Below are 25923 nucleotides of genomic sequence, written 5' to 3' on the forward strand. Positions count from 1 at the left end.
GCATTATCCTTGATATTTGGGGAAAGGAACAGGAATTACGTTCCAATATGATTTCAGACACGCGGATGGGGGACGATTGTTATGAACACGAAATGAATATAAAAACCTTCCAAATAAAACAAAAAAGGGTATATGCCGCTTTTCAGCATATACCCTTTAAAATAATTCATGTGTCACCACGGAGAACGCACCGAATTCTCCCTATTCCTATTACACCTTAAACCGGTATCCCACGCCCCAGATCGTCTCGATATACTGGGGTTTGGCCGTATTGAATTCGATCTTTTCCCTGATCTTCTTAATATGAACCGTGACGGTGGCAATATCCCCAATGGATTCCATATCCCATATTTTATTAAACAATTCTTCTTTGGTAAATACGTGATTGGGATTCTGAGCAAGGAAGGTTAAAAGGTCAAACTCTTTGGTGGTAAAGTTCTTCTCTTCCCCGTTGATCCATACCCTTCTTGCGGTCTTATCAATCTTAAGTCCCCGGATCTCAATGATCTCGTTATCCGGCATTCCGCTGCCGATCAGCCGTTCATAGCGGGCCAGATGGGCTTTCACACGAGCCACCATCTCACTGGGACTGAACGGCTTTGTAATGTAGTCGTCCGCACCAAGGCCTAATCCACGAATCTTATCAATGTCTTCCTTTTTGGCAGAAACCATAATGATGGGAGTGTTCTTCACCTCTCTCACCTTCCGGCAGATTTCAAAGCCATCCACTCCGGGAAGCATTAAATCCAGAATGAGCAGATCAAAATCCTCATTAAGGGCAAGGGTCAGGCCTTCCCTTCCGTCATTTTCAATCTCAACTTCAAATCCGCTGAGTTCCAGATAATCCTTTTCCAGCTCTGCAATGCTTATCTCATCTTCCACAATCAGTATTCTGCTCATTCCTGTATAACCTCCTGATATTTTCTTAATACAAAATGGATCTCGGTTCCAATGCCTTCCTTACTGCTGGCCCATATCCTGCCCCCATGATCTTCAATGATTTTCTTAACAATGGACAATCCGATTCCGCTTCCTCCCTGAGAGGAATTCCTGGAGGAGTCCGTACGGTAGAACCGGTCAAAAATATTAGGAAGGTCCTTCGCAGGGATGCCCCTGCCGTTATCCTCAATGCCTACCTGTATAAAATCTCCCGCATCCTTGATCCGAATGTTGATGATTCCATTCTTCTTATCCATATACTTAACAGAATTGCTGATAATATTATTGATGACACGCCGAAGCTGTTCCGCATCCGCAATGATCTCCACATCTTCATCCACATAGTTGAAATATCCCAATTCTATGCTGCGGGCTTCCATCTCCATCCCCACCTCATCCACACAATCCCTGAAATAATTGGATACGCTGAGTTTTGAAAAGGTATAAGGGATCTTATTGGTATCAATCTTGGAATAAAAGGTCAGTTCATCAATCAGCTTATCCATATCATTGGCTTTGTTATAAACTGTCCTGATATACCGGTCCAGCTTCTCCGGAGAAGATGCCACTCCATCAATGATCCCCTCCACATAACCTTTGATGGCAGTAATGGGAGTCTTTAGATCGTGGGAAATATTGCTGATCAGTTCCTTATTTTCTTTATCGTACTGGATTTTCTCTTCCGCGGATTCCTTTAAACGAATCCGCATCTCTTCAAAATCCTGGCAGAGCTGTCCGATCTCATCATCCTCTTCAATCTCCAGTGCAAAATCCAGATTGCCGTCCCGGATATTCTTGGTGGCAACTTTGAGCCTTCCCAAAGGACTGATGACCGACCGGTATACCCACATCATAAGGATGGCATCGGTAAATACGATGATCATAATTCCTGCAAGAATCATCTCCCACATCATGATCCTGATCTCCGGAAGCAGTCCATCCACATTGGAAACAATAAACACACTTCCTTCTCCTCCGTCAGGAAAAAGAAAATCAATCTGCTTTACCAGATGCTGGGTCTCACCGTCCAGATAGATGGCTCCGTCCAGAGTGCTGTCGATCTCCTCATATTTGGGAAGCTGATCGTATAATCCCTGGGTAACATGGCTGTTGCCATCGTAAATCAAAGAATCTCCCTTGCGAACGATCACATAGGCATACTTCTCCGCCAGAGATGCATTCAGTTTATTTAAATATTCGATATTATTAAATTGTCCCGGGTCGTTATGAAGAACCTGACTGACTTCCTTTATCTCCTGGCTGGTCAGGCGGTTGAAGATCTGAATGGTGTTGCCGGAAACAAGATCTACCTGATCGGTCAGATTATAAGCTTTCCGAAAAGCATTCTTCTGGTAACTGACCAGTCCTGTAACCACGCAGAGTATCAGGACAAAGGGAATCACCGTGATAATCATAAACGCAACCACCAAACGGGTTTTTAATCGTAATTTCACGTCTCTCGCCTCTCTTATTATAACAAGCTGAAATACATAACAAAAATATCATAGAATGTAATGGTATTATAACACACAACGGCCAGAGAATTTATAAAACAATTCTAAAATTTAAAAAGCCGCTGCAAATGGAAATTTCCCATGTTGCAGCAGCTTTTTATGATTCCATAATCGGTTTTATAAATATTTCTTTAAAAGTTCTGTCTTGTCAAGCTTCTCCCAGGGCAGATCCAGATCATTTCTTCCAAAATGTCCGTAAGCCGCGGTCTGCTTGTAGATCGGACGGCGTAAATCCAGCATTTTGATGATTCCTGCAGGACGCAGATCAAAGTTTTCACGGATGATCTCCACCAGCTTTTCGTTGCTTAATTTACCGGTGCCGAAGGTATCCACCATAACAGACGTGGGGTGAGCCACACCGATGGCATAGGAAAGCTGGATCTCACACTTGTCGGCCAGACCTGCGGCTACGATGTTCTTAGCCACATAACGGGCTGCATAAGCCGCGGAACGGTCAACCTTGGTGCAGTCCTTTCCGGAGAACGCACCGCCGCCGTGACGGGCATAGCCGCCGTAGGTGTCCACAATGATTTTACGTCCGGTCAGACCGCTGTCACCCTGAGGTCCGCCGATTACAAAACGTCCGGTTGGATTGATAAAGAATTTTGTATCTTTGTCTACCAGTTCTTTGGGCAGAATCTCGTCAAACACATACTTTTTGATATCTTTGTGGATCTGTTCCTGGCTTACGTCTTCGTCATGCTGGGTGGATAACACAACTGCATCAAGGCGAATCGGTTTTCCAGCTTCGTTATACTCAACGGTTACCTGAGTTTTCCCGTCCGGACGGAGATAGGTCAGTGTCCCGTTCTTACGGACCTTTGTAAGCTGACGAGCCAGCTTGTGAGCCAGTGCAATGGGATATGGCATATATTCTTCGGTCTCATTGCTTGCAAAACCGAACATCATTCCCTGATCGCCTGCACCGATGGCATCAATTTCTTCGTCAGACATTTTATTTTCTTTTGCTTCCAGAGCACGGTCAACGCCTAAGGCGATGTCCTTGGACTGTTCATCAAGAACCACCATAACACCGCAGGTCTCGCTGTCAAATCCGGATTTTGCACTGTCATAACCGATTTCCTTTACGGTCTGGCGTACAATCTTCTGAATGTCCACATAGGCGTGAGTGGTGATCTCTCCCATAACCATGACAATTCCCGTTGTGGTACAGGTCTCACATGCCACGCGGCTCATGGGGTCCTGCTTTAACAGTTCGTCAAGAATGGCGTCTGATATCTGGTCGCACATTTTATCCGGATGCCCTTCGGTTACTGACTCGGATGTAAACAATAATTTTTCCATGTTGAAATTCCTCCTTTATTTTACATGGGGGAATAACAAAAAGAAAAGTCCGCAGCAAATGCGGACTTGATAAACTGTATCAAATCCTCTTATTGCTCGATTTCTCGCTCAGGTTGGCACCTTCCGGTCTCATTGAAAAACGAAACACTTTCATCTGACAGGGGTTGCCGTGACTTCATAGATCCTTTGTATCTCCATCACTCTGAATAAGGGATATTACGTACTTTTCATTTGTTATTCAATTGTAAGGTACTTAATTTGCACCTATATTCTAACCTATTCAGAATCGGCTGTCAAGTGTATTTCCAACGCAGATTTACCGGTCTTCCCACAAGGTTTCCGGATAAAGACCGGACTTTTTCAGTTCCTTGATTGCTTCTACCACAGCAGCCTTATCTTCTTTATACGTCACTCCATACCAGCGGTCCGGACTCCTTAAAACAGTTACCTCTGCTTTTCCTTCTTTCAGCAGCGCATCCACCACAAACGGAAGGAAATATTCGCATTTTAAAGGATTCTCCTGTCCTTCTTTCTCTAAAAAGGCCGTAAAACGGTTGGAAAGCTCCGTTAAGATACTGCTGGTAAATCCCCATAAATTCATGGAAACAATGGTTTCCCTTCCAAGCTCTGACCAGCTTCTGCCGTCATCCTCCGTATATTCTGCGATTTCCCCATGCTTTTCAATCCTGGTACGCTCGTGGATATCCAAAAGTCTGCCCTTTTCATCGGTGGTGCATACTCCTCTGGCTACGTGGCCATTCTCCGTCAGAGTATTATAAAGCTCATAGCCAATCATGGCATAATGATATAAATCATCATCTGCCGTTTTCGTCAGCTGGTTATATATGGTTTCAAACGCACTTCTTCCGTAATAGTCATCCGCATTAATCACAGCAAAGGGTCCGTCAATCACGTCCTTGCAGCAAAGAATCGCATGTCCGGTTCCCCATGGCTTTACTCGTCCTTCGGGTACTTTATAGCCCTCCGGAAGCCTATCCAGCTCCTGATAGACATACTGAACCTTAACATACTTTGACAGCCGGTTTCCGATGTGCTCTTTAAATTCTTTTTCAATGGATTTTTTAATGATAAAAATAACCGTTTCAAATCCGGCTTTCACCGCATCGTATATGGAAAAATCAATGATCTTATTTCCCCAGGCATCCACAGGATCAATCTGCTTTAATCCTCCGTAACGGCTTCCCATACCTGCTGCCATGATTACCAGAACCGGTTTTTGATTCATTCCTGTTACCTCCGCTCGTTTGTTTTGTGTCCCTGCCATTTTAGCACGGAACCAGCCTGGTGTCCATAGAGGAAAGCAGCCTCCAATTCCCTTACCCGCAAAAAAGGAACCTGTCCCCATCGGACAGATTCCCTATCATACTTTACATTAACAGCCGGCTTAGCCAACCTTTAATTTAAATTTCTTCGCTTCCTTTTCGGAATCAACTTTTTCAATCATAGCACCAAGGCCCTGAAGCTTTTCTTCAAAGCATTCGTAACCTCTCTGAATATAACCGATCTCATCCACCACGGTATATCCATCTGCTGCCAGTCCTGCAATTACAAGAGCTGCACCTGCACGAAGGTCGGGAGCATTGACATACGCACCGGTAAATGCTTTCACTCCGTCAATAACAGCTACATTCCCTTCCACCTTCACGCAGGCTCCCATGCGTGAAAGCTCATCCACATAGCGGAAACGGTTCTCAAAAATGCTCTCCGTTACCACACTGGTGCCGTTGGCCAGTGCCAGAGTGACTGCAATCTGAGGCTGCATATCGGTAGGAAATCCCGGATAGGGAAGGGTCTTTACATCTGTGTGTTTTTGATTGCTCTTCCCGACCACGCGGACCGCATCATCAAATTCCACAACTTCACATCCCATCTCTAAAAGCTTCGCAGTAATTGCCTCCAAATGCTTGGGGATGACATTTTTTACCATCACATCTCCGCGGGTAATCGCTGCGGCACACATAAAGGTACCTGCTTCGATCTGATCCGGTATAATGGAGTATTCCGTTCCATGAAGCTTTCTTACGCCGCGAATCCTGATGGTATCCGTACCGGCGCCTTTGATGTTGGCTCCCATGCTGTTTAAAAAGTTGGCAACATCCACTACATGCGGTTCCTTGGCCACATTCTCAAGGATAGTCTGTCCTTCTGCAAGGGTTGCCGCCATCATCACATTAATGGTAGCTCCAACACTCACTACATCGAGATAGATATGGCTTGCCACTAAATCAATGGCATGAGCGATTACGGCGCCGCGTTCGATCTTAACTTCTGCCCCAAGAGCACGAAATCCTTTTAAATGCTGGTCAATGGGTCTGCTTCCAATGTTACAGCCTCCCGGAAGAGGAACCTGGGCACTTTTATACTTGCCCAGCATGGCCCCGATAAAATAATAGGAAGCCCTGATTTTACGGATATACTCATCGTCAACCGAAACCTCTCGGATGGTTCCTCCATTAATACGGACGGTATGTCTGTCGATCCGTTCTACTTTTGCCCCGATTTCTTCAATTGCCTCCAGTAAAACATTTATATCCCGGACATCGGGTAAATTATCGATAAGAACATCGTCATCTGTCATGATAGCTGCTGCCAGAATTCCCAAAGCGGCATTCTTTGCTCCGCCGATGGTCACTTCACCGACCAGGGGATTTCCGCCCTTCATAATATACTGCTCCATTTCACACCTCTGATTATTATGTTATCTATTAAATAATTCTTACATTTTTCTAATTAGCCTTTAATGATTATAACATATCTTACGGATTTGTAAAGAGAACGGACTTTCTTATTCTGTGATTATCCCGCAGACAAAGTCATTTCCCTGTCCCGTGAAGTAAGCAGATGCATCATTCATGCCCATCTTCTGGGTGTCTCCGGTCTCCGGATTGAACAGCGTCACGTTATACTGGTCATAGCCGGAGATAAGTAGATATCCTCCCTGTCCGGTATAAGCAGCAACAGGACAGCCCTTTCCTACAAAGTAAAGGATCTGGTTCAGCGTGCACCCTCTGGCGTCGATCAAACGTACCCCCTTTTTGCGGGCCATGGTTCCATCAAAGTCAGCCAGATGGTTTAAAAAAACCGCTCCCGTTTTTAACGGGTCCTTCATCGTGCGGATGGGCGGCCGGTTCACCCGGTTCCATAAAATCTCCTGATTCTGGTCGGTCACGACTCCCATTTTATCATAGGCAAGGGCAAGCGCATCCGTAAAATCCCGCCGGCTTCCAAGAAAACGTCCGCTGCCGTAGGCATAATACCGGTTTTCCCTGGTCGTTTGATTGCCCTTCAGCTCTACGACCTCCGTGGTTTCATAAGCGACTTTTTTAGGAACCGTGATCTTTACCTGCTTGCTTTCCATTTCTTTGTCCAGCTGGACAAAATAAAGCTTTTTCCGGTCATCGGAAGCAAAGGAGCCGATTCCTGCCATGTCTGCGTCGGAAAGTTCCTGGTTGCAGACAATGGTGTCCCGTTTGGACGCAGCATAGGACTGTTCCCCGCTCCTGACCGCCTGGGTCAAATGAATGCGGCTGTCGTCAACGGAAACGTCTGAAATATAAACATTCTCCTGCTCGTATTCTTTAACGATCTTCCCGCTCTGATCCATGATCTCGATGCGGCGCATCGGGGCATCCATGATCCGCCCGTTCTGCACCCATACATCCCCATCGCCGGCGATGCCATAGATGAAGTCATCTCCTACAAATCCAAGAGGTCTGTATAAATCCTTTTCTCCTCCGCCTATCTCTCTTTTTTTCCCCGTATCCAGGTCCATCAGGTGGATCGTCCTGGCGCCATATGCATCGCTGCCCTCCTGCCATGCAAAATGGCGTTCCGTACCGCTGACCGCATATCCGCCTTCCATCAGGGAATCTGCAAGAACCATATATTCATTGCTGTTTAAATCAATGCCGTATACCGACCGGTCAGCCATTAAATAAAGCATTCCGTTGGTCCCTAAATGTGCAAGCTGGTCTACTTCCTCCTTCAGCATCTCAAAGGATAAGGTGACAGGGGTGAAAAAATGTTCCTCAATGGCATTATTCTGGCTGCTGTACTGATACATGGCGATTCCCATGCTTCCTTCATGGATTCCACGGTTCATATACCCATAGACCAGAAAATCCACGTCTCCATTATCTCTGACCGACAGGATTTTAATGTCGTGCTGGTCATAGCCGCTCCGCAGTCCGTCATCGCCTTTGCTGCGGAAGGAAAATACCTTTACGCCATGTCCGCCCTTCTGGTCAAAGGTCCATAAATCCCGGTTGACCACATAGGCGATCTGATTGCCTGAAGGACTTTTTGCTGTATGGACCTCGTCCGGATTGGTGATTCCCAAAAGAATCCGTTTTCCGGAGAACAACTCCTTTTGTCCGGAAAAAATCTGGTTGGTATCCCGTTCAAAATCCATTAAATAGATTCTTCTGCTGTCCCACTTCATGGTGAAATTGTCTTCCACCTCATATAGCTCTTTTTTGTCTCCTTCTTCCCCGCGGGTGACCTGATACTTCAGCTGAACGCTGCACATGATCCCGTTTAAATCCTTTAGGGTGACCCGGATATCGCCAACCGGAGCAACGGCAAGCCCGCCCCAGGTCAGCTGGGAAAAGCTGGACCGTATGGTTACATGGCCAAGTGAGCTGTTATCCTCGGTATCACTGGTTTCCAGATAGGTGGTAAGCTCTTTTGCCTGATCGTAATGAAAGGTCTTATTGGTAAAATCAACCGCAAAATCAATCATGTCTTTTGCGTTGGTGCTGTCCGTCCACATGATCCTTGTATAGTAAAGAAGCTGTCCCTTATCCGATGTGTCAAGCGTAAGGACCAGCAAATATTCCTTGTCCTTTGTGAGAAGATTTTGGATGGGAAGTGTGGCGGTGACCCCGCTTTCTCCCTGGTTCCACGTATCAATGGTGGTCCGTTCCACCAGACGCTCCATGTCAAGGCTGCGGACTTCATAGCTGATGCCCTTAATGCTGCCGCTGTAGTCCCCGATGTGAATGTTCAAGGACCGGTCGGAAGGAAGAACGGTAAGCGCTTCCCTGGCTACGGTCTGCTTCATATCCTGGGTATACCCGTGAAGCAGATTCATCTTCCGCCCAAACATCTCCGTGGACACAACCGGCAGGGAAGCTTCATCCATAGAGGTATATACCATTACATCTTTTTTTTCCGTATTTTTTTGATTCCACATAAAATAAACTGCGATTGCTGCAACAAAAACCGCAGATAAAATCCCAACTTTCTTCAATAATCGACTCATATCAAACATCCTTTGTTTTTCCATTCTATCTTCTTATTGTATACAAATATGGTCAAAACTACAATGAAAACTTTCTTAAACATTCGTTAATCCAGGCGATATAAATAGAGCCGCAGCTCTGCAGGTAATTTTTTACCCACAGTGCCTCGGCTCTGTCTTTTTTTATCTGCAGCGTCCCGAGCCGCATCTTCTGCGATGCATTTCGTTTAGTAGAAGTACGGATACAACGTCATTTAACCAGACGTTATGTTTGTGTGGCGGGCGCCAGGGTTTATTCGGTCCCCATGGTTTATTGGGTCCTGGCGGACGTCCCCATGGCGGACAGCACGGTTTATTCGGTCCTGGCGGCGGACCCCATGGCGGGCCCCACGGTTTATTCGGTCCTGGCGGCGGACCCCATGGCGGACCCCACGGAGGCCCCCACGGTTGGTTCGGGCCCCATGAGGATTTATTCTGTTGGGATAGCAGAACCTCTTCATCCGTCACCTCTTCGTCCCACTCTCCAGTCTCTGCAACCCGGCTGCCTGTATCATAAGTTTCGGTACCGTATGTTCCTGCAATCTCATCCTCTGTGATGACCCCTTCGCTTTGAATCTGATCGCAAATGGAATCACAGATCTGATTGATCAGCAAGCGGTCCGGATATTCATCGTACATCGGACTGTTTTTATACTCCAGATGATCACATGCAGAAATCACATATTCCTGCAGGCGCTTCATATGTCCCGGGTACAACCCTTGTAAATATTCCAAATCACGTACCATAAAATTTTTTTCAAAAGGATTTCCCGAAAGGCTTCTGTCTCCGTACAGCATATACGGTTCCATCTGGCTTAAATCGTTGCCATAAGTATAATCCGAGTTATCGGGCACGGCTGTTCTCACTCCCTGCTATAAACTTATACAACACTATAGTATGCATTCCTTCATAGGTAGGTGCAGATTCCCCAGAATCAGAAAAAATCTCTTTTTTCGATCAATTTCCTCCGTTGAACAGGGGGGTTTTATAAACACCCTCTGAAATCAGCTTTTGAATAGCAGCTGCAACTGCAGGTTTATCTTCTTTATAGGTAACCCCGAACCATTTGTCCTTTGTCTCAAGAACTCTGACCTTTGCCTGATTTGACTGTACCAGCCGGTCAATAATTTTGGGGAGAAGATATTCTGATTTTAAATCTTCCTTCTTTTGTGCTTTTAAAAACTCAGGAAAGCCTTTCTCCAGTTCCATTAAAAACTCAGGAGACAGTCCCCACATATTCATGGATACATTCTGCTCCAGGGGGATCAGGACCGGCTCTCCGGCTTCATTACGTCCCTCTGCCTCAGGACCCTTTTTTCTGATGTCGTATGTTTCGGTCACTTCTTTTAAGATCCCGTTCTCATCAACCTGACATACACCTCTGGTCACACCGCCGTTCTCGCTCAAGGTATTGCCCAGAATAAATCCTCCCATACAGATATCATAAGGCTTTGTCCCACAGTTCATTTCATGAACCAGATAATCATGAATCTTAACAAAGCCTTCTTTCCCATAGTAATCGTCTGCATTGATTACCGCAAACGGCTCATCAATCACAGCCTTGGCACATAAAATGGCCTGGCCGGTGCCCCATGGCTTTGTTCTGCCTTCCGGCTTCTGAAACCCTTCCGGCAGATCATCAAGCTCCTGGTACGCGTATGCTACCGGGGCAATCCCTTCAATCCTCTTCCCAATGATTTCTTTAAAGTCCTCTTCCAGATTCTTTCGGATAATAAACACGATCTTGTTAAATCCGGCCTCCAGCGCATCATGGATGGAATAGTCCATGATGATCTCTCCACTTGGTCCTACAGGCTCCAGCTGTTTGATTCCACCGCCGAACCGGCTTCCGATACCTGCTGCCATAATGACTAATGACGTTTCTTTCATGAATTGTTACTCCCTATTTAATTTTATCTGTCCTATAGTATATCATAAAAAAACACATCCATCTACACGCAATGGCCAATCCTTATGCTCCGGCTGAGGATTTCTACTTATTTGGAAAGAAGCGGTGAATAACCGGCTGTAAAAACGTACCTGCCTTGATCCCAAAAACGCCGACAATCAACGCAATCGGATGGAACCAGACGGAGTACCGTTTAATAACCACTGCTACTAACGCAAGAAGGATCAGATAACGGGTCATGGAGCTGATTATGCTGAAAATCGCTGCAAACTTTTGATTTCCTGCTTTTATGCAAAGCTTAAGGATCAATGCCATGGAAAAAAACATGGCCAGAGACAGAAATACACCCAATAATAAGCCTGCAAAAACAGAAGGCTTTGGATAAACAAACAATGCGATTAGCATGGCTGCTGCTGCAAAAATCCCGGTTCCCGCCACAATCTCAAGGGTCAGATGATTCTCTTCTTTTATCATTCGATTTCCTCCTGTTGATATAACGAATCATATAACTTCTATTATAACTGATTTTCTTAGTTTGTCTATTCTTAATCAATTCCATATATTTTGGTCCCATGTCCTTGCCAAAACTGCAACTATAGTTTACCACAAAAAAAAGGTCTGGTCCTCCCTTTTAAAACGGAGAAAACCAGACCTTTTTTCAGTCAGATTACAATTCTTTTGTTGCAGGAAGAATTGTTTCAACTTCTGCATGGGGACGAGGAATTACATGTACGGAAACCAGTTCACCTACACGCTGTGCTGCTGCGGCGCCTGCATCCGTTGCGGCCTTAACAGCACCTACATCGCCTCTTACCATAACGGTCACAAGACCGCCGCCTACAAATTCCTTACCAACCAAAGTTACGTTTGCTGCCTTTACCATAGCATCTGCTGCTTCAATGGATCCAACCAAACCTTTTGTTTCGATCATTCCTAATGCATCGTATTTCATATTTTTAATCCTCCTGATTATATAATAATTTTTTATTGGTTCACTTATTTAACAATGGTGACGCTTGCAGATCCGCCAAGCCCCATGGCATTGGCTTCCTCTGTATCCAAATGACATTCCAGACTGGAAGTATCGGTTACACGAATGGCTACATGATCAAAGACGCCACCGCGGATTCCTTCAGTCCTTATGCTTACGGTCTGTCCGTCCTGTACACCGAATTTCAGCGCATCGGAGGGGCTCATGTGAATGTGCCTCTGGGCAATGATTAAGCCCTCTTTGATCTCCACAGAACCTTTGGGTCCTACCAGAGTGATTCCTGGCGTTCCGGCTAATTCTCCGGACATCTTAGGCTCTGTTTTTTTTCCAAGCTTAAAGCTGTCGGCAGCCAGGATCTCAACCTGAGTCTTTTTTCTGACCGGGCCTAAAATACGAACCTTTTCAATGGCTCCTTTGGGACCGCATACGGTCACTGTTTCCTTACAGGCATACTGCCCCGGCTGGGATAACTCCTTCATATTGGTAAGCTCATATCCCCTGCCGAAAAGAGTATCCAAGTCTTCCTGGGACAGATGCACGTGACGGTTGGAAACACCCACCGGTATCTTGGACTCATCTTTCCCGGAGTCTGCTTTCACAGCTTCCATTAAAAGCTTTATTACTGCCTCATACTTATCCATGATCGTTTCCTTTCCAGTTGTGATTACTGACCTTTCATCGCAAGCACGATTTCTTTTACAAGAGCTGCCAGCTTCTCGTTGTCATCACAGCCGGTCTGACAGGAGGACCCGGTGATGGTTTCCTTCTTCTCAAAGGACGCTGCAAAGTCAGCCGGGCTTGATGCAGCTTTTGTACCGTTGTCTTTCCACATAAAGGTCGGATCATCGGCAGCAATGGTTGCACAATCTCTTAAGCCGTATGCAACGGTCTTGATATTGATCAGATGCTTTGGACTTACATTCTCAGATACAGAGCTTCCGCCGCAGGTTCCGCAGCCTAAGGTAAAGGCGATGGGAAGACCTGTGCTGATTCCTGTTCCGCCCTGGCTTCCGCCTGTGTTTACAAGGATTCTGGAAGCAGGTTTTGCGGCGAATTTCAGTACTTTATCACGATCCTGCGTGTGGATGCTCATGGTATGTCCGATTCCGTTCTGTAACAGACGAATGCTGAGTCCGCAGGCTTCCTCCCAATCCTTTACGGTGTAGAAACCGAGTACGGTGGTCAGTTTTTCGTAGGATAACGGATAACCTTCTCCAACGCCCTCCTGTCTGCCGATCAGCACTCTGGTTCCTTCCGGAATCTGGATTCCTGCTGCTGAAGCAATGACCTGAGGAGAACGTCCGACAAATTTTGCATTCATGCTATGGCCATTTTTGAATAACAGGCTGCACACTTTGTCAGTCTCTTCTTTTGTCATGAAGTAACCGCCCTGGCTCTTTAACTCGGAAATAACTTCTGCTTCATTGCATTCCTCACAGATAATGGACTGCTCGGATGCACAGATGGTGCCATAGTCAAAGGTCTTGCTGGCCAAAATGGTCTTTACCGCTTCCTTCACGTTTGCTGTTTTCTCGATGTAAGCCGGAGAGTTTCCTGCCCCTACGCCAATGGCAGGCTTTCCTGCACTGTAGGCAGCTTTTACCATTCCCGGACCGCCGGTTGCAATGATGATATTTACTTCTTTTCCCTTCATCAGCTCATTGGTCGAACTCATGGAAGGCATGGATACACAGCCTATGATTCCCTCCGGTGCACCTGCTGCGACCGCAGCATCCCGCATGACCTCAGCTGCCTTTAAGGTACATTTTGCAGCCGATGGATGAGGGGAGAATACAATCGCATTTCCGGATTTAATGGCAATCATAGACTTAAAGAATACCGTGGAAGTAGGGTTTGTGGAAGGTACGATCCCCATGATTAGACCTACCGGCTCTGCTACTTCAATTGTTTTATTTACCGTATCTTCGGAAAGAATCCCTGTTGTCTTCATTCCTTTGATCTGCTGGTATAAAAGAGTGGAGGCAGCATGGTTTTTGTATGCTTTATCCATTACCTTACCGAATCCTGTTTCTTCGACTGCCATTTCAGCCAGACAGAGCGCATGTTCTTCTCCTGCCTTTGCCATACTTCTTAAAATTGCATCAATCTGTTCCTCTGAAAATTTGGCAATTGCTTTTGCTGCTGCTTCTCCGCATCTTGCTAAATCCCTTGCTTCCTGGATGGAACGTAAATCATAATCAAAATTTTCCATGTTTTGATTCTCCTTTATTAAAAATCTCAATCATTTTGTCCATAATAATTCCCGAATTCATCCAGCAGCAGGGTTTTATTTGCCTTTGAAATCTCTCTTCCGGCTATGCTGAATTCCGGATATTCGCGGGCAAGCGTCCTAAGCTCTGTTACCTTCATATCTTCAAGTATCTTCATGGTTTCCTCAACCCCAGCCTGCTTCATCCAAGCATCTACCGTTTCCCTTTTCATGGTATCCGCCGGTTTTGTCTCACAGGCAGGTACTTCTGTCAACGGTACCGGTTCCGTCTGGATTTTTGGTGCTGACTGCGGGGTTTGACCGTCCTCCGGCTCACCAGGAGTTTCTGGGCCTATGACCCCAGCAAGCTCCTCATGGGGCCTTGGAATCACATGGCGCGTCACCAGGGCGGCTCCATCAATGTGCTCCACCGCTGCCGCTCCTGCATCTACTGCCGCCTGTACTGCTGCTACATCCCCAGTCACCGTAACAGAGATAAGCCCTCCGCCCACTTTGGTCTTTTCCACCAGAGATACGTTTGCTGCCTTTAACATGGCATCGGCCGCTTCAATCGCTGCCAGCACACCTTTTGTTTCTATAAAACCAAGTGCCTGCATCGTTCTCCTCCTTAAACCAGATCTGCCCAGTTTGCCGGATACGTTGCGTAGAATACCCTCGCTTTATCCGGGGACCCCCAGGTCACTTTAGATCCTGATGGTACGAAAAGAACATCGCCGGCTTTTGCCGTATAGGTCTTTCCGTCTATTGTCACAGTAAGCGTTCCTTCAATGACATAATCAATCTCCTCATAGGTCAGCTCCCATTCAAATCTGGAATGGTCAATCACCAGAAATCCTGCACTGATATGGGATTCCTCTTTGCTTACCAGTTCCTGATAATAAGCCTTTACGGAGGGATCACCGGTATCAAAAACGTCCATTTTTACAGAATCTCCACGAACCACCTTTAAACCATTTCCATGGCTTTCTGACTCATAAGGTTTTAAAATGTCATTTAACAGCCCCTTTTCCATCAGTGTCTTCAGTACCATATAAATTTTCTCGCTGTCAATATCCATGCCTGCAGATGCCGCCGGAGCCTGGGTCACTTCTTCTGCCTTATCGCAGAAGGTGATTCCGTAGGAATCCGCCGCATCCCTTGCAGATGGAGTGATGATGCTTCCGCGTTCCATGTAGAACACCTTTTTGCCTTCTGCATGAAGTGTTTCCACATCCTTTGCGCATATCAACTGCTTCATATGATCACTTCCCTTCTATATAAATTGGCAATCCTCATCAATGATTCCAATTACTACTGCATCAATGGGAATATCATCACTTCCCAGCATGCGTCTGGCAGAAGAGCCGGTAGATACGATCACACGGTCCCCGATTCCCGCACTGATAATATCCGCTACGATCAGCCGTTCCCCTTCCCGTGTGCCTCCGATGATCTCAGCAAGCATGAATTTATATCCGTTTAATGATTCGGCTTTTCTGGTTGCCCAAATGTTGTCGATCAGTCTTGCCGCTACCATTCCATGGTCCCTCTCTTTTCTCTTTGTTTGATTTCTTCCAGCGCTGCCTCTACTGATGCGGTATCTCCAAATATCGCCAGCATAATCATGTTCTGTGGGCAGCTTCCTCTGATATCCTCCACCGTTACGCCGACAGCTTTTTCTGCTACATCAGCGGCGCAGACCATATCAATAATCCTGCCCTGGACCAGACCAATGGCATCCACCTGCCCGATAGGGGCCGAGGAGCCGGAGCCTTTTCTCCGGTTTAAAATATCAATGGTTCCTTTTGAAGGTGATTTAATCATCCGGTATTCCATTTGTCCACTTCCTTTTTTATGCCATTTCCTCCTGGGTACAGGAGAATGCGATTCCAAGAGGCGTTACAAACATTGGGTTTTCAGGCTTTCTTGTCCTGATTCCCGTCTGTTTTTCTATGATTCCTTCGATTCCGGTCAGACAGCAGGTTCCCCCTACCAGATAGATCTCATCCACGTCATGCCCCACGATGTGACGGCTGATGATGGAGGCCACTTTTTCCACCACCGGCTTTAATACCGGAAGCAGTTCCTTGTGGTTTTCTTCCTTGCGCTTATAAACTTCTGCTTCCGAAAAAGACATGTTATACGCACCGGAAACTACCAGGGAAAAATGGGTTCCACCTGTGGGTTCGTCAGCCACATACACCACTTTTCCATCCTTTAAAATGGAAATTCCGGTGGTTCCGCCGCCGATATCCACGACCGCTCCGTTTTCGATCTTTAACACTGCATTGGCCGCCGTCGGCTCATCAAGAAGTGCAGTGATCTCAAATCCCGCACCCTGCACCACATTCTTAATGGCTCCTCCGTCCAGAGCATCGGTTCCCGGAGGAATGGCTGCAGCTGCATATAGCAGCTGGGTGTCCAGCTTTTCCTCAAGTTCCGCCTTCAGCTCCCGAACGACCCGGATCGCGCCGATGTAATCCACTACCATTCCGTCACGGACCACATCTGCATACCGGTAAGCACCGGCGACCGGCTTGTAGTTTTCGTCAAGTACTGCCAGTACCACACACGCTGTTCCAAGATCCACTCCGGTATAGTACACAGAAGACGTCCCTTTTACAGGATGTTTCACCACTGCTTCAAACCGGCTGACCAGTTCATTGCAGCTATCAAATGTTATTTCTTTTTTTGACATGCTTTCCCTCCATATGCCAGACAAATCATCTGTGATAAACGGTTAATGACCGGGTTGAAACTTTCGTCTCCTGCTTCCGCTGCCAGTTCTCTTACGCTGCAGCGAAGACGGTGCAGTAAAACGATCTCTCTTCCTTTTTCCGACTGGGCATGAAAGCCTGTAATCTCAAAACAGTCTTCCAAAGGTTTGTGAAAATTATCTTGATCAAAACCAGTGCAGGATTGAAATTCATTCTCTTTCCCCGTGCTTTCTTTCCCCAAAAAAGAAAGTCTCCGTTCCAAATCGAATACCTGTTCTGCCAACAGCACATCCCGCTCCATCAGGGAAAGCCCTGCTTCCAAAAATTGTGCCTGAAGAGTTTTTCTCTTCAACAGTAACAGCTGGCTGCTCATCTCCTGCTTTGGTGTTTCTTCTTTTTTTTCTTCCGGTTTTGGTGTCCTTCGTTTCCCCGACATAGGATCATCAAAAAAGGAGATTTTTTTATCCACCAGAAACTGCCTTCCCCCTGGTGTCAATCTGGCTCCTTTCGGAAGATCATAAGAGGTAAAGGGTTCTCTGCGAAATAAAATTCTCAAATCGTCTTCTGTAATGAATTTCATTAAAAGCCCCCCTTACACAATTTACGGTAGAGACCAGCAATATCTGCTTCCGTCGGCACTCTTGGGTTGGTCAATGTGCAGTTATCATGAAGTGCCTTTTCTGCCATTTCCTCTACCGCCTGTAAAAACTCATCCCGATCCACGTTCAAATCAGTGATCTGCTGCGGTATCCTAATCTTATTCATCAGATTCCTGATATGACGCACCAGGCCGTGTACCGTGGCCTTTTCGGTTCCGGCTGCGATCCCAAGCATGTTTGCGATCTCCACATAACGGCCGCAGGCTGGGTATTCTCCTGGTTCTTCCAATCCTGCATTGTAGCTGATTACATGTGGAAGTAAAATTGCATTGCTTCTTCCATGAGGAATGTGAAATCTTGCTCCCAGGGCATGTGCCATGCTGTGGCAAAGTCCCAGGGAAGCTCCGTTAAAGGCGACGCCTGCCAAGCAGGATGCGTTGTGCATACGTGTTCTGGCTTCCATGTCGCTTCCTTCTTCTACAGTGCGCGCAAGATAGTTCCACACCAGTCTGACTGCTTTTTCCGCACAGGCATCGGTAAAATCACCTGCATTGGTGGAAACATAAGCTTCCAGGGCATGAGTGAGAACATCCATTCCTGTGTCTGCCGTAATATGAGGCGGAACCGATACGGTAAAGCGCGGGTCTAAAAATGCCGCATCCGGTACCATACGGTCCGAGCGAAGCGGATATTTTGCCTGTGCCTGAGGATCAGAGATGACGGAAAAATTAGTTACTTCACTTCCCGTACCGCTGGTCGTCGGAACTGCGATCAGATACAGCTTTTCATTTCCCATGCGGGTATAAATGCTGCTGGCTGCCTTTGCCGTATCAATGGCGGACCCGCCGCCAAGAGCGATCACCGCATCCGGTCCGAAGCACTGCATCCGTCCAATGGCTTTTGAAACCACTTCAATGGTAGGGTCCGGTACTACCTCTGAAAATACTTCAAAGCTGCTTCCCTTTTCTGTTAAAAGATCAGTGATCATGTTTACCTTTCCTGACTGAGCCATAAAAGGGTCACAAATGATATAAGCCTTTTCTACCGGAAGCTCCTTTATCTTATCCAGACAGGAAGATCCCATATAAACCTTTGTACTCATTACAAATTGCTCCACGTTACATTTCCCTCCTTTCCTTATATTTGCCCAGCTTTATTGGGCATACAGGTATACCTTTAGGTGTTTCTTTAAAATTGCCCAGCTTTATTGGGCAGAGCCCACCCCGCTTCATCGGGTGTACAGGTATAACGCTTCCATCAACTCACAAAGACCGGTCTTGTCTCCGAGATTGATATGAAAACAGGGTCCCAAAACTCCTGTCTTTCTTAACTGACGGATACACCAGCCGTCATTTTCCGGCTTCTCTCCGCTTCCGGTTATCACTCCGATGACCGGAACCCGGAATGCTTTCGCAAATCCCGGCGGATAGCTTTCCCGGCAGGAAGACTGGCGTACCAGCATCAGTACATGGGAGGCGTCCTGGGCTGCCGCAATCATATGCTTGTGCATCCATGGACTTTCTAAGTAGACCCCTGGAACATCAAGAGTCTTTTCCCCATATACCATGTTCTGGGTCCGCCTCGCAGGGCCTTCTATGCCATTTAAGACATTGGCCAGGGAGGTTTTCCCGCTGCCACCGGGTCCAATGAGCATGATCCTCTTCTTTCTCATGTCTTTGTAATCGGAGGCACCGTATAACCAAGTATGCGTTTTAAAATATCGCATACGGCAGTTAAAGCGGTTTCCACACTATCCACGTCGCCCGCAATGATGACAGATCCGGTAAACCGGTCTAAAAACCCCACAGTTACGTCCGCTGCCTTTGCCGCAATATCGGCTGCAATGATGGACGTTTCATAGGGAGACAGAGTAAGGATTCCGATGGCACCGAGTTCATCAATGCCCAGACATTCATATACCTCCCCAATGGGGGCTGCGATCACATGAGCGATGGTAACCTGTTTTCCCGGAACAGATTCCTCTATGACACGCTGCATCTCTACCACGACGTTTTCCCCTTTCCTAGTGCTTTACCACATTAACCGGAAATTGATATTCCTTCATCCATCCTTCGATCCGGTCCAAATCCTCCGCATTTAAGCTTGGGTCACCGTTGATGGGGTACTCCATATCCAGCTGGTTGTATTTGTTGACGCCCAGCTTGTGATAAGGGAGTAAATCAATTCCTTTAAAATTCTTATAATCACGGAACGGCATCAAAAATCTGATCACCGCATCAATCTCTTCTTTGCTGTCATTGATTCCTTTGAGCATAGGCATACGCACCTTGACATTGTACCGGCGGTGAAGCAGTTCCTTTAGATTGGTCAGGATCTGTTCGTTGTTTACACCCACCAGCTCGTTATGTCTTACGGGGTCCATATGCTTTATGTCAAAGAGAAATAAGTCTACGTATTCTGCTATCTTTAAAATAGTTTCCGTTTTTGTATAACCGCAGGTCTCAATCGCTGTATTGATTCCTTCCCGCTTACAGGCCATCAAAAGGTTTAAGGCTGCTTCCGGCTGGGAGGTCACTTCTCCTCCGCCAAGGGTCACCCCGCCGCCGGAAATATCATAAAATGCAGCATCCTCCTCCACGACTTTAAGCAGTTCCGAAATGGTTTTTACCTCTCCGGCAATGCTAAGCGCCGCATTCGGGCAGACATTCCTGCATTTCATGCATCCAATGCAGTCCTTTTCCCGCAAAATTTCATGGTTACCGGTCTCTTTGGATCTCACATGGATTCCCACGGGGCATACCTTTTCGCAGGCCCCGCAGCTTACACAGGAATTTCTTTTATACATCACCTGGAACTTCCGTTCCAGCCCTTCCGGGTTGGCACACCATTTGCACCGGAGCGGACAGCCTTTGAAGAATACCAGGGTTCTGACACCCGGCCCGTCATACATATTGTACTTCTGCACATTAAAGATCAGCGCCTTACGTTCAATTTCTCCTGTATTTCCATGGTCCATTGTGATTTATCTCCGTTTCTTTATCAGAAATGTGTCAGCATGGTTCTGCTGATAATCTCATCCTGAACATCTTTGCACAGTTCTACGAAGAACGCACTGTATCCTGCAACACGCACGATCAGGTCACGGTACTGCTCCGGATGCTTCTGGGCTTCGATCAGAGTATTGTTATCCAGATAGTTGAACTGCATTTCTCCGTTTCCGAACATACAAGCGGTACGAAGAAGAGTAATCAAGCTCTCTTCTCCTTCCGGTGTATCAAGAAGTCCGGCCATAATCTTAAAGTTATGTACCATACCGATGTTCATGGAATCGTTTGCCATCTTGGAAATGGACTTGATGATAGCCGTTGGGCCCTTATAGTCGGCCCCCTGTGTCGGGCTGATACCATCGGAAAGCGGAAGCCATGCATGACGTCCGTTGGCAGAAGCACCGGTCATCTGTCCGAATGGAGTGTTGTTGGAAATGGATAACGTACCATGGCTTAACACCGAATATAATGTTTTAAACTTTCTGTGCTCTCGCTCGGTAAAGTCGATTAAGTCCGCAGCGATCAAATCTGCGTAATCATCGTCATTTCCGTATTTGGGAGCGTTGAGGCAATCGGTACGGATATGCTCATAACCGGCGAAGTCTGCCTTTAATGCCGTATTCAACTCCTCTAAGGTATATTTCTTTTCCTCAAATACAAGCTTCTTGATGGCTGCCATGGAATCTGCATAGGTAGCAAGTCCTGACCATACCACACCAGGTCCGAAGTTGTACATCGCTCCGCCTGCGGATACATCCTTGGCTTTTTCCATACAGCCTTCATACATGATGGACATAAGAGGCTTTGGTGCAAGCTCTCTGTGGACACGCTGGGAAATCACCGTTGCCACGTCGGTCCATTTTGTAATGTATTTGATCTCTTCTTTTACGGCTGCTTCAAATTCTTCGTAAGTCTTGAATCTGCTTAAATCCCCCATATCCGGGCAAACCTGCTTGCCATACCATAACGGTACACCATGGTTTAATACAAGCTCGATACAGATCGGCCACTGGGTATAAGCCGTGGAGGTCCACTGATATAAACGGCCGGACTTCTGAGGCTCTACGCAGCCCATAAGACAGTAGTCACGGGCATCTTCGATGGAAACGCCTTTTGCAAGCATCATCTTGATATGGGCATCGTCAAAGTGGCAGGCAGGGAAGCCCATACCGGAACGAACCACGTCCACGATCTTCTTTAAGTACTTCTTGGGCGACTTGTTGTGGATCCGGCAGGCCAGCGACGGCTGGTAAATTTTCACGTGACGGACCGCATCCATTAAAAGGTAAGTCAGTTCATTGGTCGCATCATGTCCGCTTCTGGTCACACCGCCCACGCACATATTAACGAATGGCTGGTATCCTGCGAAGAATTTGGAACCGCCTTCGCTGGTGATCCACATCATCTCAGACATCTTGATGAGCATACAGCCTGCAAGCTCGAATGCCTGGAAGTCATTCATACGGCCGGATTCGATATCGTCTTTGTAGAAGGGGTACATATACTGGTCAACACGTCCGATGGACATACCGGTCTGGTTCTCTTCCACTACAAGAAGGGATTCGATGGTCCATACGGCCTGGATGGCTTCCCAGAACGTCCTTGGCTTGTGAGCCGGAACATGTGCATTTACCTCGGCGATCTTTAAAAGCTCGTCCTTACGTTTGGGATTGGTTTCCTTTGCCGCAAGTTCTTTCGCATACTCGGAAAGTCTCTTTGCATAGATCATAACGCCTTCGGTGGTATCAATGATGGATTTGTAGAAATAAATCTTTTCGATATCATCCGGATTTTCATAATCCAGTTCTTTTAAATGATCTCTGGCCTCCTGCTGGATATCCAGCATCCCTTTTTTCATAAGGATCACATCATAGCCCGGATTGGAATCCCCGCCGCCGTTAATGGCATGGTAGGAACAGTCTGATACAAAGGATTCTCCTGATAATTCCCACACACCTGCCTCACGGTACTGATTCTCACAATACTCATCGACTGATTTGCCCTCCCAGAACGGGAAAAGCTCTTCCTTCATGATTTTCTTGTCTTCTTCGGAAATATAGAACGGGTCCTGAGGACGGGTTCCAATGGTGTCGATCTCATCCACCATCCATCTCCATGCAATGTCCGGAGAAAAGGCACCTGCACGGGGTGCGCCGCAGGGAGCACCGACGATCAGCTCGTTGTCCTGAATCACAAGGGGTGCAGTCTCGCAGCAGTAACGGAAACATTTTGCACGAAGCATGATCTTTGGCATACCGGGATTCTCTTTTGCGATCTTCGTGATCGCACGGGCACGGTATGTTGTGATTGACGGCTTGTGGGTCATATAATTGTCTTTTAATTTTTTAAGTCTTTGCGTGATGCCATCGGGAATTTCTGTCCCCTCTTCCGGGCTGAAACCTGCCGTCTGGGGAGCGGACTCCTTTTTATTGATTTCTTCGGAAACAGTTTCAAACATCTTCATCAGGGAAGCTCTTTCTTCCGGCGACATGTTCTTCGTAGCTTCTACAAATTTATTAGAAAATTCACGAATATCCAATACGATTTCCCTCTCTTTCTATTATTTTTCCTCCAGTTCCTTAGACAGTGCCTCTAAGATCTGCTTTAACAGAGCCTTGGCGTCGTCTGCACCGCCTTTTTCCTCCTGGGTTGATTCATGCCCCTGAGCCGCTTTGTTCGTCCGCTTTAAGAATTCCTCAGCTTTGCGGACTCCATATGCCACTTTCCGTGTATATATAAAATTCATGGGGGAAACATTGTCTGCAGTCATTCCTGCACCTGACGTAATGCTTCCCAAGGTCATGGCCGGGAACAGATTTGCAGTCGCTCCCATGCTTCCCAAGGTGGCCGGAGTGTTCACAAGAACTCTTCCGACCGGTTTTTTCAATGCGAACTGGCGGATTACTTCCTCGTCTCTGGAATGGATCACCAGGGTGTGCCCATGGCTTTCATTGACCAAAAGGCTCATGCACTTCTCACAGGCATGCATCCAGTCAGGCTCGATGTAATAGGCAAGGACGGGACAAAGCAGTTCTCTTGCAAACGGATTCCTGTCAGAAATGTATTTCTGTTCCGAAACCAAAACCGTGGTGGCAGGCGGAACTAAAAATCCTGCCCTTTTTGCAAGCTCAAACGCCGGCCGGCCCATAATCTCTGTATCCGCTTTTCCATTATCCAGACAAAGAAGTCCGATCAGCTTTTCTTCTTCCTCCCGGTTCATGAAATAAGCACCGTTCTTTTGCATCTCTGCCTTTACATCTGCTGCGATCACACTGTCAACCACCATATACTGCTCCGCGGCTGACACGATTCCGTAATCAAAGGTGCGGCTGGCAATGATATCTTCCACCGCCTGTCTTATATCTGCCGTCCGTTCAATGAACACCGGTCCGTTGCCCGTTCCGCCGTAGATATAAGGTTTTCCGCTTTTTGCTGCCTTGCGGCACAATTGGGGCACTCCGGTGTTGACAATAACGGCAGCGGCCGGATGATGAATCAGTTCCAGGGCACCGGACTCTGTCACTGTCTTTAAATAACCGATAGCTCCTTCCGGCAGTCCGCAGCTCTTCCCTGCTTCCTGCATACGGGCAAGCAGCTTCCCGGTGACATTCTTTGCCCGTTCATGGGGGGCGATCACGATAGGGTTACCGGACTTTACAGCGATAAGCACATTGTAGATGGCTGTGGAGACCGGGCTTATTGCCGGAGTTAATGCAGCAATCACGCCGATTGGAACACCGATGTCCATGGTTTTAAGTACTGCATCTTCCTGTAAGATTCCGACGCATTTCATTTGTTTCAGCTGATCCGGAAGAGTTTCACAGATAAATTTGTTTTTCACAAATTTATCCTGCCAGCGTCCATATCCGGTTTCTTCTGCAGACATGACCGCCAGCTCCTCTGCCATTTCTTTTGCAGCAGCAGCAAGAACACCTACGATATGATCCAGCGTTTCCTGGGGGAAGGTAAGCATGCTTTCTCTGGCTTCTCGTGCGCTTTCCATTAAAATCCTGGCCTCCTGGATGGAGAGCAGGTCTTTATCTATAAAACTCATTTCCATTACTCCCTTCGTTCGGGATTCCTGTTATTCCTCTGCAGGAGGAGTCGGGATTGCGTATCTTTTTACGATCTTAGCAAGATCGGGATGGGGTCTTGGGATAACTACAGAGCTGTATACCTCAGCTCCCATGTTATTAACCGCCTTGACGCCTGCTTCTACTGCAGTCTTGCAGGCTCCCACATCGCCCTGAACCAGGACGGAGATATAGCCGGAAGCTACGTTCTCATATCCAACCAGCTCCACTTCCGCTGCCTTACACATTGCATCAGCCGCTTCCAGTACGAATACCAAACCAAATGTTTCAATTGCGCCTATGGCTTCATATCTTTCCATATACTGTTTTCCTCTCTTTATGCGTCTATATCATGTACTGATACAATGTCACCGACCTCTTTGATCGGTCTTGGCATAACATTCTTTGCTGTCAGCTTGCCAATCGCCGCAGCAGCCTCTGCTCCTGCCTCTACAGAGGAACGTACCGCTGCAACATCGCCCTTTACCATAATGGTAACTAACGTGGAGCCTACATTTTCATAAGAAATTAATTCCACATCCGCTGCTTTTAACATCTTATCCGCAGCTTCCAGTGCCGGAACCAGTCCGATGGTTTCCACAAGTCCTAACGCTTCATCTCCGTAATATCTCACCTTACGCAAACCTCCTCAAATTTATTTGTGACGGTATTTTTTGTCTACGTACTTATCAACGGCACTTCTTCCCTCGTCATTGATCTCGTAGCACATACGCAGTTCTCCGTTCTTATCCAAATCATAGCTGCTTAGATTCACCATTCCATTCGCTTCCAAAGACATCACATGATCCATATAACGTTCTTTTGTAAACTGGCGCTCTCCGCCGTAAAGCGGCTTTAATGCCTCCATAATTTGGTCAACGTCTGCATTTTTCACTCCGTATAAATAGTTTAATACCGCTGTTCTTGCTGGTAATAACATACCTTTATTCCCCTTTCTTAAAGAAATCAAGTGGATTCATGGTCACCAGAATCGCCCCATAACGCATAGGTGACATTTAAGGACATACCTACTGCACTGCCTGCCATAGATGTCCCGGCTCATTACTGATTCTCCCTCTTGTCTTTGGGAAGAATCGTCTCCACCTCTGGGTGAGGACGCGGGATCACATGAACAGAAACCAGCTCTCCAACTCTCGAAGCTGCTGCTGCACCGGCGTCAGTTGCTGCCTTCACAGCACCTACATCTCCTCTTACCATAACAGTAACCAGTCCGCCGCCTACAAATTCCTTACCCATCAGCGTAACATTCGCTGCCTTTACCATAGCATCTGCAGCTTCAATGGAACCAACCAATCCCTTTGTTTCAATCATTCCTAATGCATCATATTTCATTGC

The 25923-nt window shown here is 46.9% G+C and carries 28 protein-coding genes and 1 riboswitch; all 28 genes read right to left on the reverse strand.

Going from position 1 to position 25923, the window contains the following annotated elements; translation table 11 throughout:
* Positions 1-210: 210 nt before the first annotated feature.
* The gene (locus tag VIG27_RS16035) at positions 211-900 is read right to left on the reverse strand and encodes a response regulator transcription factor (RefSeq protein ID WP_394523597.1); all 690 of its coding nucleotides are present in this window, start codon (positions 898-900) and stop codon (positions 211-213) included.
* Entirely contained in the window at positions 897-2393 is a 1497-nt protein-coding gene (locus VIG27_RS16040; protein ID WP_394523598.1) for an ATP-binding protein, read from the reverse strand. Before VIG27_RS16040 ends, VIG27_RS16035 begins: the two co-directional genes overlap by 4 nt.
* A 177-nt stretch (positions 2394-2570) precedes the next feature.
* Entirely contained in the window at positions 2571-3758 is a 1188-nt protein-coding gene (gene metK / locus VIG27_RS16045) for a methionine adenosyltransferase (protein WP_394523599.1), read from the reverse strand.
* Between the two features lie 86 nt (positions 3759-3844).
* Positions 3845-3971: riboswitch (SAM riboswitch) on the reverse strand.
* 103 nt (positions 3972-4074) lie between these two features.
* Positions 4075-5004, reverse strand: a complete 930-nt coding sequence (locus VIG27_RS16050; RefSeq protein ID WP_394523601.1) for a nucleotidyltransferase family protein — start codon at positions 5002-5004, stop codon at positions 4075-4077.
* Positions 5005-5163: 159 nt separating this feature from the next.
* On the reverse strand, positions 5164-6456 hold the full coding sequence (locus tag VIG27_RS16055; protein WP_394523602.1) for a UDP-N-acetylglucosamine 1-carboxyvinyltransferase: 1293 nt from the start codon (positions 6454-6456) through the stop codon (positions 5164-5166).
* Positions 6457-6564: 108 nt separating this feature from the next.
* The gene (locus VIG27_RS16060) at positions 6565-9042 is read right to left on the reverse strand and encodes a hypothetical protein (RefSeq protein WP_394523604.1); all 2478 of its coding nucleotides are present in this window, start codon (positions 9040-9042) and stop codon (positions 6565-6567) included.
* Between the two features lie 162 nt (positions 9043-9204).
* Complete coding sequence (locus tag VIG27_RS16065; protein ID WP_394523605.1) at positions 9205-9915, reverse strand: hypothetical protein; 711 nt, start codon at positions 9913-9915, stop codon at positions 9205-9207.
* Between the two features lie 103 nt (positions 9916-10018).
* On the reverse strand, positions 10019-10951 hold the full coding sequence (locus VIG27_RS16070) for a sugar phosphate nucleotidyltransferase (protein ID WP_394523608.1): 933 nt from the start codon (positions 10949-10951) through the stop codon (positions 10019-10021).
* Positions 10952-11054: 103 nt separating this feature from the next.
* A complete protein-coding gene (locus tag VIG27_RS16075; RefSeq protein WP_394523609.1) occupies positions 11055-11444 on the reverse strand; it encodes an ATP synthase subunit I in 390 nt (129 codons plus the stop codon).
* Positions 11445-11637: 193 nt separating this feature from the next.
* Complete coding sequence (gene eutM, locus VIG27_RS16080) at positions 11638-11922, reverse strand: ethanolamine utilization microcompartment protein EutM (RefSeq protein WP_394523610.1); 285 nt, start codon at positions 11920-11922, stop codon at positions 11638-11640.
* 44 nt (positions 11923-11966) lie between these two features.
* A complete protein-coding gene (locus VIG27_RS16085; protein ID WP_394523611.1) occupies positions 11967-12602 on the reverse strand; it encodes a phosphate propanoyltransferase in 636 nt (211 codons plus the stop codon).
* A gap of 23 nt (positions 12603-12625) precedes the next feature.
* Positions 12626-14173 carry an acetaldehyde dehydrogenase (acetylating) gene (locus VIG27_RS16090; protein WP_394523612.1) on the reverse strand — a complete coding sequence of 516 codons (1548 nt, stop codon included), beginning with the start codon at positions 14171-14173 and terminating at the stop codon, positions 12626-12628.
* A gap of 26 nt (positions 14174-14199) precedes the next feature.
* A complete protein-coding gene (locus VIG27_RS16095) occupies positions 14200-14787 on the reverse strand; it encodes a BMC domain-containing protein (RefSeq protein WP_394523613.1) in 588 nt (195 codons plus the stop codon).
* 11 nt (positions 14788-14798) lie between these two features.
* Positions 14799-15428, reverse strand: coding sequence for a cupin domain-containing protein (locus VIG27_RS16100; RefSeq protein ID WP_394523615.1), 630 nt, complete (start codon positions 15426-15428; stop codon positions 14799-14801).
* A 15-nt stretch (positions 15429-15443) separates the two neighbouring features.
* Complete coding sequence (locus VIG27_RS16105; RefSeq protein ID WP_394523617.1) at positions 15444-15707, reverse strand: EutN/CcmL family microcompartment protein; 264 nt, start codon at positions 15705-15707, stop codon at positions 15444-15446.
* Complete coding sequence (locus VIG27_RS16110) at positions 15701-16006, reverse strand: BMC domain-containing protein (protein WP_394523618.1); 306 nt, start codon at positions 16004-16006, stop codon at positions 15701-15703. The genes VIG27_RS16105 and VIG27_RS16110 overlap by 7 nt, the downstream gene beginning before the upstream one ends.
* Positions 16007-16022: 16 nt before the next feature.
* Positions 16023-16868 (reverse strand): ethanolamine utilization protein EutJ, encoded by an 846-nt coding sequence (gene eutJ / locus VIG27_RS16115; RefSeq protein WP_394523620.1) that lies wholly within the window; start codon positions 16866-16868, stop codon positions 16023-16025.
* Positions 16850-17467: a hypothetical protein gene (locus VIG27_RS16120; RefSeq protein ID WP_394523622.1), complete on the reverse strand. Its 618-nt coding sequence runs from the start codon at positions 17465-17467 to the stop codon at positions 16850-16852. Before VIG27_RS16120 ends, eutJ begins: the two co-directional genes overlap by 19 nt.
* The gene (locus VIG27_RS16125) at positions 17467-18603 is read right to left on the reverse strand and encodes an iron-containing alcohol dehydrogenase (protein ID WP_394523623.1); all 1137 of its coding nucleotides are present in this window, start codon (positions 18601-18603) and stop codon (positions 17467-17469) included. Before VIG27_RS16125 ends, VIG27_RS16120 begins: the two co-directional genes overlap by 1 nt.
* A gap of 111 nt (positions 18604-18714) precedes the next feature.
* On the reverse strand, positions 18715-19140 hold the full coding sequence (locus VIG27_RS16130; RefSeq protein ID WP_394523625.1) for a EutP/PduV family microcompartment system protein: 426 nt from the start codon (positions 19138-19140) through the stop codon (positions 18715-18717).
* Between the two features lie 14 nt (positions 19141-19154).
* Entirely contained in the window at positions 19155-19484 is a 330-nt protein-coding gene (locus VIG27_RS16135) for a BMC domain-containing protein (protein ID WP_394527628.1), read from the reverse strand.
* Positions 19485-19509: 25 nt separating this feature from the next.
* Complete coding sequence (gene cutD / locus VIG27_RS16140) at positions 19510-20463, reverse strand: choline TMA-lyase-activating enzyme (RefSeq protein ID WP_394523627.1); 954 nt, start codon at positions 20461-20463, stop codon at positions 19510-19512.
* Between the two features lie 23 nt (positions 20464-20486).
* A complete protein-coding gene (gene cutC / locus VIG27_RS16145; RefSeq protein WP_394523628.1) occupies positions 20487-23033 on the reverse strand; it encodes a choline trimethylamine-lyase in 2547 nt (848 codons plus the stop codon).
* Positions 23034-23054: 21 nt separating this feature from the next.
* Positions 23055-24548, reverse strand: coding sequence for an aldehyde dehydrogenase family protein (locus tag VIG27_RS16150; RefSeq protein WP_394523629.1), 1494 nt, complete (start codon positions 24546-24548; stop codon positions 23055-23057).
* A 30-nt stretch (positions 24549-24578) separates the two neighbouring features.
* Complete coding sequence (locus tag VIG27_RS16155) at positions 24579-24887, reverse strand: BMC domain-containing protein (RefSeq protein WP_394523630.1); 309 nt, start codon at positions 24885-24887, stop codon at positions 24579-24581.
* 17 nt (positions 24888-24904) lie between these two features.
* On the reverse strand, positions 24905-25201 hold the full coding sequence (locus VIG27_RS16160; protein ID WP_394523631.1) for a BMC domain-containing protein: 297 nt from the start codon (positions 25199-25201) through the stop codon (positions 24905-24907).
* A gap of 21 nt (positions 25202-25222) precedes the next feature.
* On the reverse strand, positions 25223-25507 hold the full coding sequence (locus tag VIG27_RS16165) for a hypothetical protein (protein WP_394523632.1): 285 nt from the start codon (positions 25505-25507) through the stop codon (positions 25223-25225).
* A 122-nt stretch (positions 25508-25629) separates the two neighbouring features.
* On the reverse strand, positions 25630-25920 hold the full coding sequence (eutM, locus tag VIG27_RS16170) for an ethanolamine utilization microcompartment protein EutM (RefSeq protein WP_394523633.1): 291 nt from the start codon (positions 25918-25920) through the stop codon (positions 25630-25632).
* Positions 25921-25923: the final 3 nt, after the last annotated feature.

The organism is Lacrimispora sinapis (assembly GCF_043633585.1).
GTDB classification, from domain to species: domain Bacteria; phylum Bacillota; class Clostridia; order Lachnospirales; family Lachnospiraceae; genus Lacrimispora; species Lacrimispora sinapis.